We start from the raw sequence: 15,459 nt of genomic DNA on the forward strand, positions 1-15,459 counted from the left end.
GTTAGAACGGCAACGCGTACCTCTGGTACGCGTTGTTTGTCTGGAGTTTTAGTTTAACTTGTACTGAGGAAAATCTAATGTCCAAAATCGTTAAAGTCATCGGTCGTGAAATCATCGACTCCCGTGGTAACCCGACCGTTGAAGCCGAAGTTCACCTGGAAGGTGGTTTCGTCGGTATGGCAGCTGCTCCGTCAGGTGCTTCTACTGGTTCCCGCGAAGCGCTGGAACTGCGCGATGGCGACAAATCCCGTTTCATGGGCAAAGGCGTACTGAAAGCTGTTGGCGCCGTAAACGGCCCTATTGCTCAGGCAATCATTGGCAAAGACGCTAAAGACCAGGCTGGCATCGACAAGATCATGATCGATCTGGACGGTACTGAAAACAAATCTAACTTCGGTGCTAACGCAATCCTGGCCGTTTCCCTGGCGAACGCCAAAGCTGCAGCGGCTGCTAAAGGTATGCCACTGTTCGAACACATCGCTGAACTGAACGGCACTCCAGGCAAATACTCCATGCCTGTACCGATGATGAACATCATCAACGGTGGTGAGCACGCAGACAACAACGTTGATATTCAGGAATTTATGATTCAGCCAGTTGGCGCGAAATCCCTGAAAGAAGCAGTACGTATGGGTTCTGAAGTGTTCCACAACCTGGCTAAAGTTCTGAAAGCTAAAGGTATGAACACGGCTGTTGGTGACGAAGGTGGCTATGCGCCAAACCTGGGTTCTAACGCAGAAGCACTGGCTGTTATTGCTGAAGCGGTTAAAGCAGCAGGCTACGAGCTGGGCAAAGACATCACTCTGGCGATGGACTGTGCAGCGTCTGAATTCTACAAAGACGGTAAATACGTTCTGGCTGGCGAAGGCAACAAAGCGTTCACCTCTGAAGAGTTCACTCACTTCCTGGAAGACCTGACCAAACAGTACCCAATCGTTTCTATCGAAGACGGTCTGGACGAATCTGACTGGGATGGCTTCGCATACCAGACTAAAGTACTGGGCGACAAAATCCAGCTGGTGGGTGACGACCTGTTCGTAACCAACACCAAGATCCTGAAAGAAGGCATCGAGAAAGGCATCGTTAACTCCATCCTGATCAAATTCAACCAGATCGGTTCTCTGACCGAAACGCTGGCTGCGATCAAAATGGCGAAAGACGCTGGCTACACCGCTGTTATCTCTCACCGTTCTGGCGAAACTGAAGACGCTACCATCGCTGACCTGGCTGTTGGTACCGCGGCTGGCCAGATCAAGACCGGTTCTATGAGCCGTTCTGACCGTGTTGCTAAATACAACCAGCTGATTCGTATCGAAGAAGCACTGGGCGAAAAAGCACCATACAACGGTCGTAAAGAGATCAAAGGCCAGGCATAATCGCTAAGCCTTAAAATGAAAATGCCAGTCGCAAGACTGGCATTTTTTTTGGCTATTTAAAATCGACCGCCATTTGTTCCGGAATGGTCAGCCCCTGAGTGGTTTGCACGCAGCGGGCAATATAGTCCGTAAAGCGGGGTGGCTTAGGCATGCCCATGCTAAGCAGCTTATCATTGCTGAAGCGCACGTTGAGTGTGGCAAAAGCACCGTATAAACGCATTGCTTTCAGCATCAGGCGCTCGTTGCACGGCCCAAAAATATCCTTCAGTTCGCGGCGCATTCTGACCAGCGTTTCGTAACTCACCTGAGCGTATCGATCTCCGACAGGGGCTTTCTCCAGCGCCTGCGCCATTGCCTTATCAATATCAGCAAAGCGAACGCTGTTCTCTTCCCCGGCAGAAATATGTACCACTTCCCCTGAACGTGCATCACTGGTAAGCAGCATTAACAGCGCGTCGGCACAATAGTCCACCGGAACGACATCGATTTTGTCTTCCATCGAACACATGAATTTTTGCAGCATTAACCCCATGCTAAAGACCCAGAAAATACTGCTTGAAGGTGTGCAGCCGTGACGGGTATGGCCGACGACGATAGACGGGCGGGCGATGAGCAGCGGCAGGTCAGGACAGTGCTGGCGCATCAGTTGTTCAATGGTGGATTTCGAATACGTATATTCCACCAGATGCTCGGCGTTCTCTCTGAATTCTGCACTTTCGGCGACCAGCGAATCCTGCTCCGGCGTGCAGGACATCGCCGTGCCAACGTGCAGGAAGCGCTGTAGGGTCGACACCCGTTCCATGCGGCGCGCCAGCGCCAGGGTTCCCTCGACATTCACCTTCCAGATAAGTGGGTTGTTGCCAAATGACGCGACGGCCGCGCAGTTAACGACATGCGTCACCTGTTCAAGACGCGGATCGTTCAGGAAGGCTTCCGGCTGGCTGAGATCGCCAATGAGGATATTCTCCACGCTCAGCGAGGCCAGTGCATGCTCAGGCACGTTGAACTTACGCATATTCTCCTGCACTCGCGCCAGCCCACCTTGCGGGTCGCTGGCGCGCGCAAGCAGAAGTAAATTTACGGCGCTCTCGCCGGTCAGGATTTTTTCAAGTACTGCACCACCCAGAAATCCGGTCACGCCTGTAATCAGTAAGGTTTTCATTGATACCGTCTCATTATGATTGATGAGGCGGATTGTAGGCGGGCGAAAGTAAACGGCGTTTAAATAAAAAAATGGCCAGCCTAACCATTTCTTAAGCTTATTTTAAGGTAAGGAATTCAGGGGATGAGATTGGACATTGCAGGAGGGAAGAAAATTCAATTTATCAAGATATTTATTTTAACTTACTGATTTATATATTATAAACGTGCTTCCTGTGTCGTGGAAATATTAAGTCAAAATGTAATAATAAAAATACTTTGTAACATCATTCATTGATGCGGTAAATAATTTAACGGATGCTTAAGTACACTTAAAATAACGAACTCGCAGGCTATTGATATATAGCCTGCGAAGGTTTTTTACAGCAACAGCGGAAGCGTTGCGCTGGCGGTTTGTTGGCTGACCTCGCCGTAATGACCGTCTATTGCAATAAGGGAGTGGGTAAGCAACTCGACCAGAAGCATAACGCCCACTTTGGCATTGAGTGCGCCTGCGCTAAGCGGCCCCTCGGGTTTGGCTGCAACCAGTAGCATATCGCTAAGGGACGCCAGCGGGCTACGCGGCGTATTGCTGAGCGCCAGCACGGGGACGCCACGTTTGCGCGCAAGTTTTACGACGTGAAGTAAATCCCGCGTTGAGCCTGAACTGGAGATGGCTACCACCAGCGACGCTTTAGAGAGGGTGGTCGCATTCATGGCTGCACGGTGCATATCGCTGAAGAGCTGCACAGGTTTGCCCAGGCGCAACAGCTTATAATGCAGATACTCGCCGAGGATCGCACTGGCAGCGACCCCATAAATCTGGACTGACTGCGCCTGATGCAGCGCCTGTGCCGCCTTTTCCAGCAGCGCTCTGTCGAGCAGTCTGGCGGTATCCTGCAGAGCCTGTACAGACTCTTCCACTACGCTATCAATTTCATCCCCGGCCTGACGCTCTGGCTGACCCTGCTGAATGTCCAGCGCAAGTGCCATTTTGAATTCCGTGTACCCCTTACAGCCCAGCGTGCGGCAAAGACGCGTCACGCTGGCCTCGCTGGTATGACTTTCGCGCGCCAGCTCAGTGATCGTCAGGTAAAGCACCCGGGCAGGATTGTTGAGGACAAACTCACCCAGTTTTCGTTGCGTTGGGCTGTACCCGGAAGCCTCCTGGCGTAGCTTCAGCAGCAGGTTTTCATGGTCTGACATGCGAGATCCTTAATGCATTCTTCTGTCGACTAGTGTGGCGGAAAGCGGGGGAAAGATGCCAGTCATTTCGAAAAAGTATGATCGTCCTCCTGGTTATTGATGATAATTTTCACTATTAATAATTAATATGGTAAAAATTTTCATCTATACACGAGGGGATGAAAAAATGATGCAAATGTTCAGTGGGGCTTCTTCTGGCGGATGGTTTGAGAAAGCGCAGCGCTTTGGCAAATCATTTATGTTGCCCATCGCCGTCTTGCCCGCGGCGGGTTTGTTGCTGGGGATTGGAGGCGCGTTATCAAATCCCAATACCCTCACGGCCTACCCGTTTTTAGATATTGCGTGGCTACAGGCCATCTTTACCATTATGAGCAGTGCCGGTTCGATTGTGTTCGCCAACCTCTCGGTGCTGTTTGCTGTTGGGGTCGCCGTCGGGCTGGCAAAAAATGATAAAGGAACCGCAGGACTGGCGGCATTGCTCGCTTTTCTGGTGATGAATGCCACCATCAATGCGCTGCTGATCCTGACCGGAAAACTGGCGCTTGAGAACCCGGGTGCCGTAGGGCAGGGAATGACGCTGGGGATCCAGACGCTGGAAACCGGCGTTTTTGGTGGAGTCGTCATCGGGCTCGTGACCTGCGCGTTACATCATCGGTTCAATAAAATCGCGCTTCCGCAGTTCCTGGGTTTCTTTGGCGGTTCACGTTTTGTACCGATCGTCAGCTCGCTGGCGGCAATACTTGTCGGGGCATTAATGACCGTCATCTGGCCGCATTTCCAGAAGCTGATCTTCGGTCTGGGCGGGCTTGTGGATGCCACCGGTTATCTGGGAACGATGCTGTACGGTTTCATTTTGCGCATGCTCGGGCCGTTTGGTTTACACCACATCTTCTATCTTCCCTTCTGGACGACCGCGCTTGGCGGCAGCGAGATCGTTAACGGTCAGCTGGTAGAAGGTACGCAGCGGATCTTCTTCGCCCAGCTTGCTGACCCGACAACACGCCAGTTTTATGAAGGCACGTCGCGTTTCATGTCCGGACGCTTCATCACGATGATGTTTGGTCTGCTGGGTGCCTGCCTCGCGATGTACCACACGGCAAAGCCGGAGAACAAAAAACGCGTCGCGGGGCTGTTACTTTCTGCGGCATTGACCTCGTTCCTGACGGGGATTACTGAACCTATTGAGTTCTCATTCCTTTTTGTTGCTCCGGTGCTGTACGTCATTCACGCCCTGTTTGACGGGCTGGCGTTTATGCTCGCCCATATTTTACACATCACTATCGGGCAAACCTTCTCAGGCGGTTTTATCGACTTCGTGCTGTTCGGCATTCTCCAGGGCGAGGCCAAAACCCACTGGATGTTCGTACCGCTGGTAGGGGTGCCGTGGTTCTTCCTTTATTACTTTACGTTCCGCTATCTGATTAATCGCTTTGATTTTGCCACGCCGGGGCGTGAGAAAGAGGCGATGGCGGATGAAGTGACCTTTTCGCAGAGCGAGCGTGCCGTTGCAGTGATCGCCGGGTTAGGTGGCAAAGACAATCTCGAAGAGGTGGACTGCTGCGCGACGCGTCTTCGCGTCACGGTGAAGGATGGCAGCAAAGTGAATGAATCGGCGCTGAAAGCGACCGGCGCGCGCGGCGTTATCGTCCGCGGCAACGGTGTTCAGGTCATTTATGGGCCGCATGTCACGATTATTAAAAACGAAGTGGAAGAGATCTTATCGTAATGAAAACTGTACTGGATAACCTGAAGGGAAAACTGGTCGTCTCCTGCCAGGCGCTGGAGAATGAACCTCTGCATAGCGCGTTTATTATGTCACGAATGGCGCTGGCCGCCGCGCAGGGTGGGGCGGCAGCGATCCGTGCCAATAGCGTGGTGGATATCGAAGCCATCAAGCAGCAGGTAGCGCTGCCGGTTATCGGCATCATCAAACGCGATTATCCGGATAGTGAGGTGTTTATCACCGCCACGATGAAAGAAGTGGATGAGCTGATGACGGTTTCTCCGGAAATCATTGCCCTGGATGCGACTGTGCGACAGCGCCCTGGCGGCGAAGACCTGGCGACGCTGGTCGCGCATATTCGCACGCGGTACCCGTCGGTATGCCTGATGGCGGATATTTCCTCAACAGAAGAGGCCGTGACGGCGCAGGCGCTGGGTTTTGATTGTGTGGGGACCACGCTTTACGGTTATACGGCAGAAACCGCAGGCCATGCGCTACCGGACAATGACTGCGCGTTTCTGAAAGAGGTGCTGGCTGCCGTCGACATTCCCGTGGTGGCCGAAGGCAATGTTGACACACCTGAACGGGCGGCGAGGTGCCTGGAACTTGGTGCCTTTATGGTCGTTGTCGGCGGGGCCATCACCCGTCCACAGCAAATTACTGCGCGGTTTATGGCAGCGATTGGCGCTCAAAGCACCGATGGAGCATGACCATCTGATGGGGATCTGCGATACTTATCGTTTATCCCCTTAACTGAGATGACTATGCAGTACCCGATTAACGAGATGTTCCAGACCCTGCAAGGCGAGGGTTACTTTACCGGCGTTCCCGCCATCTTTATTCGATTACAGGGATGCCCGGTTGGCTGTGCCTGGTGTGATACCAAACATACGTGGGATAAACTCGCAGATCGGGAAGTGTCGCTGTTTAGCATTCTGGCTAAAACCAAAGAGAGCGATAAGTGGGGCGCGGGAAGTGCAGAAGATCTGCTGGCGATCATTGGCCGTCAGGGCTGGACGGCGCGCCACGTGGTGATTACCGGGGGTGAACCCTGCATCCACGACCTGACGCCGCTGACCGAGCTGCTCGAAAAGAACGGCTACAGCTGTCAGATTGAAACCAGCGGCACGCATGAAGTGCGCTGTTCTCACACCACCTGGGTGACGGTTTCGCCGAAAGTTAACATGCGCGGCGGCTACGATGTTCTCTCTCAGGCGCTGGAGCGTGCTGATGAGATCAAACACCCGGTTGGCCGCGTGCGTGATATCGAAGCGCTGGATGAACTGCTCGCCACGCTGACGGATGAAAAGCAGCGGATCATCGCGCTGCAGCCTATCAGCCAGAAAGAGGATGCCACGCGCCTGTGTATTGAAACCTGTATTGCCCGCAACTGGCGGCTGTCGATGCAGACGCACAAGTACCTGAACATCGCCTAAAAAAAAGCCCGGATATTCCGGGCTTTTTTTACTCACCGCGATAGATACAGCCCGCGGTGCAGGTCTCTTTGATCATCACCGCGCTCAGCAGAGGCACCTGCGGTTTCATCTGATCCCAAATCCATTTAGCCAGCACTTCACTGGTCGGGTTTTCAAGGCCCGGGATATCATTCAGATAGTAGTGATCCAGACGATCGTAGGTCGGCTTGAATGCCGCCTTCAGCTCGGCAAAGTCCATGATCCAACCGGTATGCGGATCGACGTCACCGGTTATCTCAAGACGCACCATAAACGAGTGCCCGTGCAGACGGCCACATTTATGCCCTTCAGGAACATGCGGAAGGTGGTGGGCGGCTTCGAAGGTGAAATCTTTAAACAGTGTGGTGGACATTATTGCTCTCAGTAATGCGGAAAAAACCGCCGCATAGTACCGGAAAGCACAATTTTTATCATTAACTAAAACGGCTCTGTTGCCGCAACGTGGTGCATACGAGAAAGGGCTACTGTTTTATTACCTAATTTCAATGGGTTAGTTAATCGTTTTTATCGTTAAGAACGATAACTAAAATAGGTTAGTCCATTTGGTTATTTATTATTTCCATCCCTTCTTTAATTGTTATTATCCTCGCCGTTAACCTTATCTTCAGTTTGGATTTATTCGCTTAAAGTCCGCTTGGCTACTGGAACATAACGACGCATGACAACACAGGCCCCACCTTCAAATTTGCTTCCCCTGAACCCGGAGCAACTGGCGCGCCTTCAGGCTGCCACCTCTGATTTTTCTCCCACCCAGCTTGCCTGGGTCTCCGGCTATTTCTGGGGAATGCTTAACCAGCAACCGGGCGCTGTGGCTGCTGCACCGGCAACTGCGGTAGAAATTCCGGCGATTACGCTGATTTCTGCCTCGCAGACGGGCAATGCTCGCCGTGTGGCCGAAGCACTGCGCGACGACCTGCTGGCCGCCAAACTGAACGTGAACCTGGTGAACGCCGGGGACTATAAATTCAAACAGATCGCGTCCGAAAAACTGCTGGTGGTGGTGGCTTCAACCCAGGGTGAGGGTGAGCCGGCAGAAGAAGCGGTGGCCCTGCATAAGTTCCTGTTCTCGAAAAAAGCCCCAAAACTGAACGGGACGGCGTTCGCCGTGTTTGGCCTGGGCGACACCTCCTACGAATTTTTCTGCCAGTCCGGTAAAGATTTCGACAGCAAACTGGCGGAACTGGGCGCTGAGCGCCTGCTGGACCGCGTTGATGCGGATGTGGAATACCAGACCGCAGCCGCTGAATGGCGTGCGCGCATCGTTGACGTGCTGAAAGCACGCGTGCCAAAAGAAACGCCAGCGCAGGCTGCCGTCACCGCGGCGGGTGCAGTCAATGATATTCACACCAGCCCGTATACCAAAGAGGCACCGCTGGCAGCGAGCCTGGCGGTTAATCAGAAAATTACCGGTCGCGACTCTGAGAAAGACGTGCGGCATATTGAAATCGATCTCGGTGATTCCGGTCTGCGTTACCAGCCGGGCGATGCACTTGGGATCTGGTACCAGAACGATCCGGCGCTGGTTAAAGAACTGGTCGAACTGCTGTGGCTGAAAGGCGATGAGCCTGTCACCGTCGACGGTAACACGCAGCCGCTCTCTGAGGCGCTGCAGTGGCATTTCGAACTGACGGTCAACACGCCAAACATCGTTGAAAATTACGCCACCTTAACGCGCAGTGAATCGCTGCTGCCTCTGGTGGGGGATAAGGCGAAGCTGCAGCATTACGCCGCGACGACGCCGATTGTCGATATGGTGCGTTTCTCTCCGGCACAGCTGGATGCGGATGCGCTAATCGGCCTGCTGCGTCCGCTGACGCCGCGCCTCTACTCCATTGCCTCTTCGCAGGCCGAAGTGGAGAGCGAAGTGCATATCACCGTGGGCGTGGTGCGTTATGACATCGAAGGCCGTGCCCGTGCGGGCGGGGCATCAAGCTTCCTGGCCGATCGCGTGGAGGAAGACGGTGAAGTGCGCGTGTTTATCGAGCACAACGACAACTTCCGTCTGCCTGCGAACCCGGAAACACCGGTCATCATGATTGGGCCGGGTACCGGTATTGCACCATTCCGCGCCTTTATGCAGCAGCGCGCTGCAGATGAGGCGCCAGGTAAAAACTGGTTGTTCTTCGGCAACCCGCACTTTACGGAAGATTTCCTCTATCAGGTTGAGTGGCAGCGTTACGTCAAAGAAGGCGTCCTGACGCGCATCGACCTGGCCTGGTCCCGCGATCAGCAAGAAAAAGTATACGTACAAGACAAACTGCGCGAACAGGGCGCAGAGCTGTGGCGCTGGATCAATGACGGTGCCCACATTTATGTCTGCGGCGACGCCAATCGCATGGCGAAAGACGTTGAGCAGGCATTGCTGGAAGTGATTGCCGAATTCGGCGGTATGGATGCCGAAACGGCGGATGAATTTTTAAGTGAGCTGCGCGTTGAGCGCCGTTATCAGCGAGATGTCTACTAATGAGCGAAAAACATCCAGGGCCACTGGTGGTCGAAGGTAAACTGACAGACGCCGAGCGCATGAAGCTGGAAAGCAACTATCTGCGCGGCACCATTGCTGAAGATCTGAATGACGGTCTCACCGGCGGCTTTAAAGGCGACAACTTTCTGCTGATCCGTTTCCACGGTATGTATCAGCAGGACGACCGTGATATCCGCGCCGAACGTGCAGAACAGAAGCTGGAGCCGCGTCATGCGATGCTGCTGCGCTGCCGTCTTCCGGGCGGGGTGATCACCACGAAACAGTGGCAGGCGATCGATAAGTTTGCGGGTGAAAATACCCTTTATGGCAGCATCCGTCTGACCAACCGTCAGACCTTCCAGTTCCACGGCATTCTGAAGAAGAACGTGAAGCCGGTACACCAGATGCTGCACTCTGTCGGGCTGGACGCGCTGGCCACGGCCAACGACATGAACCGTAACGTGCTCTGCACCTCGAACCCGTACGAGTCCGAGCTGCACGCCGAAGCCTATGAGTGGGCGAAGAAGATCTCTGAGCACCTGCTGCCACGCACCCGCGCCTATGCGGAGATCTGGCTCGATCAGGAAAAAGTGGCCACCACCGACGAAGAACCGATCCTCGGCCAGACCTATCTGCCGCGTAAGTTCAAAACCACCGTGGTGATCCCGCCGCAGAACGATATCGATCTGCACGCCAACGACATGAACTTCGTGGCGATTGCCGAAAATGGCAAGCTGGTGGGCTTTAACCTGCTGGTGGGCGGCGGTCTCTCCATCGAACACGGTAACAAGAAAACCTATGCCCGCACCGCAAGCGAATTTGGTTTCCTGCCGCTGGAGCACACGCTGGCCGTGGCTGAAGCGGTTGTCACCACGCAGCGCGACTGGGGTAACCGTACGGATCGTAAAAACGCGAAAACCAAATACACCCTGGAGCGCGTGGGCGTAGAGACGTTCAAAGCGGAAGTGGAGCGTCGCGCGGGGATTAAGTTTGAGCCGATCCGTCCGTATGAATTTACGGGACGTGGCGATCGTATTGGCTGGGTTAAAGGCATCGACAATAAATGGCACCTGACGCTGTTTATTGAAAACGGCCGTATTCTTGATTATCCGGGCCGCCCGCTGAAAACCGGTCTGCTGGAAATTGCGAAGATCCATAAAGGTGAATTCCGTATCACCGCTAACCAGAACCTGATCGTTGCCGGCGTGCCGGAAAGCCAGAAAGCGAAGATTGAGAAACTGGCGCACGACCATGGGTTGATGGACGCGGTGAAGCCGCAGCGTGAAAACTCAATGGCCTGCGTGTCGTTCCCGACCTGCCCGCTGGCGATGGCGGAAGCAGAGCGTTTCCTGCCGTCATTCACCGATAAGGTGGAAGCGATTCTGGAAAAACACGGTATTCCGGACGAGCATATTGTTATGCGTGTCACCGGCTGCCCGAACGGCTGTGGCCGTGCGATGCTGGCCGAGCTGGGGCTGGTGGGTAAAGCGCCGGGTCGCTATAACCTGCACCTCGGCGGCAACCGTATCGGAACGCGTATTCCGCGCATGTTCCGTGAGAACATCACCGAGCCGGAAATTCTTGATTCTATCGACGAGCTTGTCGGGCGCTGGGCGAAAGAGCGCGAAGCGGGTGAAGGCTTCGGCGACTTTACGGTGCGTGCGGGCATTATTCGCCCGGTGCTCGATCCCGCAAGGGATTTCTGGGAGTAAACACGAGAGGTAATTATGTCCGTACTCGATCTAAACGCCCTAAATGAACTGCCAAAAGTCGATCGCATTCTGGCGCTGGCAGAAACCAATGCGCAGCTTGAAAAGCTCGACGCCGAAGGCCGCGTGGCATGGGCCCTGGAAAACCTGCCGGGTGATTATGTGCTCTCGTCAAGTTTTGGTATTCAGGCTGCGGTGAGTTTGCATCTGGTGAACCAGATTCGTCCGGACATTCCGGTGATCCTGACCGATACCGGCTACCTGTTCCCGGAAACCTACCAGTTTATCGATGAGCTGACGGACAAGCTCGGGCTGAACCTGAAAGTCTACCGTGCGGAGCAAAGTGCGGCCTGGCAGGAGGCGCGGTATGGCAAACTGTGGGAACAGGGCGTTGAGGGCATTGAGAAATACAATGAGATCAACAAGGTCGAGCCGATGAACCGGGCGCTGAAAGAGCTTAACGCGCAGACCTGGTTTGCGGGGTTACGCCGCGAGCAGTCCGGAAGTCGCGCCACGCTCCCGGTGCTGGCGGTTCAGCGCGGGGTGTTTAAAGTGCTGCCGATCATCGACTGGGATAACCGTACGGTTTACCAGTACCTGCAAAAACACGGACTGAAATACCACCCGCTCTGGGACCAGGGTTATCTGTCAGTGGGCGATACCCATACCACGCGTAAATGGGAACCGGGCATGGCGGAAGAAGAGACGCGATTCTTTGGACTTAAGCGCGAGTGCGGATTGCACGAAGGGTAAATTCTGTTCCCTTTTCCCTCACCCTCTTACAAAGGGTGAGGGACATGTTCTGTTCTACGCTTTCCCAGCTTTTGCCAGCTCTTTCACCAGCGGCAGCATCACTTTAACCACATCCCGACTGCGATGTTCAATCCGCTGCGGCAGTGCGCTATCAATATGCTGCTGATTATCCAGCAGCACGTTATGCCAGCTCGTCCCGTCCGGGAAAGCCTTCGATTTCACCCGCTGCTGATAACCGTCTTTCTTACCCAGCATCCAGTTAGTGGCTTCCACGTACAGAACAGGAATGCCCGCTTTATCGAACACTTCACCATCATTACAGCAGCCGGTTCCGCGAGGATAATCGGGATTCCCGCCCGGGTTGCTGGTGGCATACACCCCATGGCTGCGGGCGATTGCCAGCGCGCGGTCGCGCGTCAGTTTACGCACGGTACCCGGCGTACTCTGTCCGCTGTTGAAATAGAGCTTATCGCCGACGATCAGGTTATCGAGGTTAATCACCAGCAGCGTATTTTTCCTCTCCTCGGCACTCATGCGTTTCAGGAGATTCTCCGCGCCAAGTTTTCCCTCTTCTTCACCGCTGGTGGCAACGAAACGGATCCCGTATTGGGTTGGAATGTCTTTCATTCGCTCTGCCAGTTCGAGCATCACGCCCAGACCCGCCGCGTTATCATCCAGCCCCTGTAACGTCAGCCCGCCGAGATTATTGTCGGTATCGGCGTCGCTCATTGGCGCGTAGGTGTCCAGGTGCGCCATGATAATGATCTGTTCCGCCGCGCTACCTTCATGGGCCGCAATGACCGTACTGCCGGTCACGTTATGCCAGTTTTTTGTTTTATTGCGCGAGGTATAGACGTAGCGGCTGTGAAACGATCGGATATCGCTCTGGTAACCCATGTCAGCAAATTGCTGGCGAATATAATCGGCGGAAAGCATTTCCGCTGGCGTGCCGGTCATACGACCCGGAAAGACGGTCGCAATATGCCGCGCCTGCATATTCGCGATTTCACCATAGGGCTGATTTTTTGCCTGGGCCGGAAGGATAAAGCAAACGCCGAGCGCCAGGGCAGCGATACGGTGGCGCGTTGCGGAAAACATAGTGAGTCCTTAAAAACAGAGCAAAATTTTAACCCGCCTAGTATGAAACTGTGATCGACCATACACAATTTGAATTGCTCTTAAATGCCCGAAAATTCGCGTGTTAAGCACTTTTTGATCTTTGCTTTTCCATGGCGTTATTCCATTGAGTAACTACTCATTCCAATTCGTAATTTCATTCGATCTAAGCCGCCCCCTATAGTCCCACTATTCCTTGTTGTTAGTGAGTTGTAGCTTGTGGACTATCTGCCCCTTTTTGCCTCGATAAAAGACAGACCTGTGCTGGTAGTCGGCACCGGTGAGGTTGCCGATCGCAAAATCGCGTTTCTGCAGCGAGCGGGGGCGCAGGTACGGATAGTCGACGAGGCGGATTTCGACGAGTCGCAAATCGACAGCGTGGTGCTGGTGATTGCGGCAACCGATAACCGTGAGCTCAACCGCCGTATTTCAGAGGCGGCTCAGGCCCGTCACCGTCTGGTGAACGTGGTGGACGATCGGCCGCTGTGTTCGTTTATCTTCCCGTCGATTGTTGACCGTTCGCCATTGCTGGTGGCCATCTCCTCCGGCGGTACCGCGCCGGTGCTGGCACGCGTGCTGCGGGAAAAAATCGAAGCACTTTTGCCTACCAGCCTTGGGCGGATGGCGGAGAAAGCGAGCTTCTGGCGTAACCATCTGAAAACGCGCCTGACCAGCGTGACGGAACGCCGTCGCTTTTGGGAACGCGTGTTCCGCGGTCGTTTTGCCAGCCTGATGCATGCCGGGAATGAAACGGCGGCGCAGCAGATCCTCGAAGATGAGCTGGATAACCCTGGCAGTAGCGGCGGCGAGATCATTCTGGTCGGTGCGGGGCCGGGTGATGCCGGGCTGCTGACCCTGCGCGGCCTGCAGGTGCTTCAGGATGCCGATGTGGTGTTCTACGACCATCTGGTCACCGACGGGGTGCGCGAATTGATTCGCCGTGACGCAGAACAAATCTGCGTTGGCAAACGGGCGGGCGAGCACTCTGTACCGCAGCATGACACCAACCAGATGCTGGTGGCGGCGGCAAAAGCGGGCAAAACGGTGGTGCGGCTTAAAGGTGGCGACCCGTTTATCTTTGGTCGCGGCGGGGAAGAGCTGCAGGCGGCGGCTGAAGCGGGCGTGCCGTTCCAGGTCGTCCCGGGTATCACGGCGGCTTCCGCAGTGACGGCCTACGCCGGTATACCGCTTACTCACCGCGATTACGCCCAGAGCGTGACCTTTGTCACGGGCCATTACAAGGCGGACAGCACCCCGTTTGACTGGTCGCATCTGGCCCAGAGTCGTCAGACGCTGGCTATCTATATGGGCACGATGAAGGCGGCGGACATCAGTGAACAACTTATTCAACACGGTCGAGAGGCAACCACGCCGGTCGCCGTAATTTCTCGCGGCACGCGCGTCGATCAGCATGTGGCTATCGGTACGCTACAGGATCTTGCCACCCTGGCGAAAGAGGCCCCTATGCCCGCGCTTATCGTGGTAGGGGAAGTGGTGCACCTGCACAGCACACTCGCCTGGTTTCAACATACAACAGACTCAGAGGGGTTTGGCTCCTCTGTGGTGAATCTGGCTTAAGGAACGGTTATGGACCAAAAACGACTTACTCACCTGCGGCAGCTCGAAGCGGAAAGTATCCATATTATCCGCGAAGTGGCAGCCGAATTCTCCAACCCGGTGATGATGTATTCCATCGGTAAAGATTCCAGCGTGATGCTACACCTGGCGCGTAAAGCGTTTTACCCGGGTACGCTGCCGTTCCCGCTGCTGCACGTTGATACCGGCTGGAAGTTCCGTGAAATGTATGAATTCCGCGACCGTACGGCAAAAGCCTACGGCTGCGAACTGCTGGTGCATAAAAACCCGGAAGGGGTGGCGATGGGCATTAACCCGTTCGTGCACGGTAGTGCCAAACACACTGACATCATGAAAACCGAAGGGCTGAAGCAGGCGCTGAACAAATACGGTTTTGACGCGGCCTTCGGCGGCGCACGTCGTGACGAAGAAAAATCCCGTGCGAAAGAGCGCATCTACTCTTTCCGCGACCGCTTCCACCGCTGGGATCCAAAAAACCAGCGTCCGGAGCTGTGGCATAACTACAACGGCCAGATCAACAAGGGCGAAAGCATTCGCGTGTTCCCGCTCTCCAACTGGACCGAGCTGGATATCTGGCAGTACATCTATCTGGAAAATATCGAGATCGTGCCGTTGTACCTGGCCGCTGAACGTCCGGTGCTGGAGCGTGACGGCATGCTGATGATGATCGATGACGATCGCATCGACCTGCAGCCAGGCGAAGTGATCAAAAAGCAGATGGTGCGTTTCCGTACCCTCGGCTGCTGGCCATTGACCGGTGCCGTGGAGTCCAGTGCGCAGACGCTGCCGGAGATCATTGAAGAGATGCTGGTGTCGACCACCAGTGAGCGACAGGGCCGCGTGATTGACCGCGACCAGGCAGGCTCCATGGAGCTGAAGAAACGTCAGGGTTATTTCTAAG

13 protein-coding genes are annotated in these 15,459 nt (G+C 54.7%); 9 read left to right on the forward strand and 4 right to left on the reverse strand.

The window, feature by feature from the left end; translation table 11 throughout:
* Positions 1–77: 77 nt before the first annotated feature.
* Positions 78–1,376: a phosphopyruvate hydratase gene (gene eno, locus BJP35_RS05875; protein WP_014885045.1), complete on the forward strand. Its 1,299-nt coding sequence runs from the start codon at positions 78–80 to the stop codon at positions 1,374–1,376.
* Between the two features lie 52 nt (positions 1,377–1,428).
* On the opposite strand, the gene BJP35_RS05880 is transcribed toward eno, so the two are convergent.
* Both BJP35_RS05880 and BJP35_RS05885 read right to left on the reverse strand, forming a co-directional pair.
* Positions 1,429–2,538 carry an SDR family oxidoreductase gene (locus BJP35_RS05880; protein ID WP_044857973.1) on the reverse strand — a complete coding sequence of 370 codons (1,110 nt, stop codon included), beginning with the start codon at positions 2,536–2,538 and terminating at the stop codon, positions 1,429–1,431.
* A 359-nt stretch (positions 2,539–2,897) separates the two neighbouring features.
* Positions 2,898–3,722 carry a MurR/RpiR family transcriptional regulator gene (locus tag BJP35_RS05885; protein WP_047743534.1) on the reverse strand — a complete coding sequence of 275 codons (825 nt, stop codon included), beginning with the start codon at positions 3,720–3,722 and terminating at the stop codon, positions 2,898–2,900.
* Positions 3,723–3,888: 166 nt separating this feature from the next.
* On the opposite strand from BJP35_RS05885, the gene BJP35_RS05890 reads away from it, so the two are divergent.
* From BJP35_RS05890 to queE, 3 genes are read left to right on the forward strand one after another with little or no spacing between them, the layout of a single operon-like run.
* Complete coding sequence (locus BJP35_RS05890; RefSeq protein ID WP_047743531.1) at positions 3,889–5,448, forward strand: maltose/glucose-specific PTS transporter subunit IIC; 1,560 nt, start codon at positions 3,889–3,891, stop codon at positions 5,446–5,448.
* Positions 5,448–6,155 carry an N-acetylmannosamine-6-phosphate 2-epimerase gene (locus tag BJP35_RS05895; protein WP_047743530.1) on the forward strand — a complete coding sequence of 236 codons (708 nt, stop codon included), beginning with the start codon at positions 5,448–5,450 and terminating at the stop codon, positions 6,153–6,155. The genes BJP35_RS05890 and BJP35_RS05895 overlap by 1 nt, the downstream gene beginning before the upstream one ends.
* Before the next feature lie 54 nt (positions 6,156–6,209).
* Complete coding sequence (gene queE / locus BJP35_RS05900) at positions 6,210–6,881, forward strand: 7-carboxy-7-deazaguanine synthase QueE (protein WP_020883810.1); 672 nt, start codon at positions 6,210–6,212, stop codon at positions 6,879–6,881.
* 28 nt (positions 6,882–6,909) lie between these two features.
* On the opposite strand, the gene queD is transcribed toward queE, so the two are convergent.
* Positions 6,910–7,272, reverse strand: a complete 363-nt coding sequence (gene queD / locus BJP35_RS05905; RefSeq protein ID WP_014171404.1) for a 6-carboxytetrahydropterin synthase QueD — start codon at positions 7,270–7,272, stop codon at positions 6,910–6,912.
* A gap of 306 nt (positions 7,273–7,578) precedes the next feature.
* Between queD and cysJ the strand changes: the two genes are divergently transcribed.
* Genes cysJ through cysH form a run of 3 tightly spaced genes read left to right on the forward strand, consistent with a single transcriptional unit; the run spans position 7,579 to position 11,846 of the window.
* Positions 7,579–9,384, forward strand: a complete 1,806-nt coding sequence (gene cysJ, locus BJP35_RS05910) for an NADPH-dependent assimilatory sulfite reductase flavoprotein subunit (protein ID WP_047743527.1) — start codon at positions 7,579–7,581, stop codon at positions 9,382–9,384.
* Entirely contained in the window at positions 9,384–11,096 is a 1,713-nt protein-coding gene (cysI, locus tag BJP35_RS05915; RefSeq protein WP_047743525.1) for an assimilatory sulfite reductase (NADPH) hemoprotein subunit, read from the forward strand. Before cysJ ends, cysI begins: the two co-directional genes overlap by 1 nt.
* A 15-nt stretch (positions 11,097–11,111) precedes the next feature.
* Complete coding sequence (gene cysH, locus BJP35_RS05920) at positions 11,112–11,846, forward strand: phosphoadenosine phosphosulfate reductase (protein WP_014171401.1); 735 nt, start codon at positions 11,112–11,114, stop codon at positions 11,844–11,846.
* 54 nt (positions 11,847–11,900) lie between these two features.
* Here the strand turns inward: cysH and BJP35_RS05925 are convergent, their stop codons facing one another.
* Positions 11,901–12,944, reverse strand: coding sequence for an aminopeptidase (locus tag BJP35_RS05925; RefSeq protein WP_032678868.1), 1,044 nt, complete (start codon positions 12,942–12,944; stop codon positions 11,901–11,903).
* Between the two features lie 246 nt (positions 12,945–13,190).
* Between BJP35_RS05925 and cysG the strand changes: the two genes are divergently transcribed.
* Both cysG and cysD read left to right on the forward strand, forming a co-directional pair.
* Positions 13,191–14,540 carry a siroheme synthase CysG gene (gene cysG, locus BJP35_RS05930; protein WP_218778079.1) on the forward strand — a complete coding sequence of 450 codons (1,350 nt, stop codon included), beginning with the start codon at positions 13,191–13,193 and terminating at the stop codon, positions 14,538–14,540.
* 9 nt (positions 14,541–14,549) lie between these two features.
* Complete coding sequence (gene cysD, locus BJP35_RS05935) at positions 14,550–15,458, forward strand: sulfate adenylyltransferase subunit CysD (RefSeq protein ID WP_006811770.1); 909 nt, start codon at positions 14,550–14,552, stop codon at positions 15,456–15,458.
* Position 15,459 lies beyond the last annotated feature (1 nt).

Origin of the sequence: Enterobacter sp. J49, assembly GCF_002148625.1 — a bacterium.
In the GTDB taxonomy this organism is placed as follows: domain Bacteria; phylum Pseudomonadota; class Gammaproteobacteria; order Enterobacterales; family Enterobacteriaceae; genus Enterobacter; species Enterobacter ludwigii.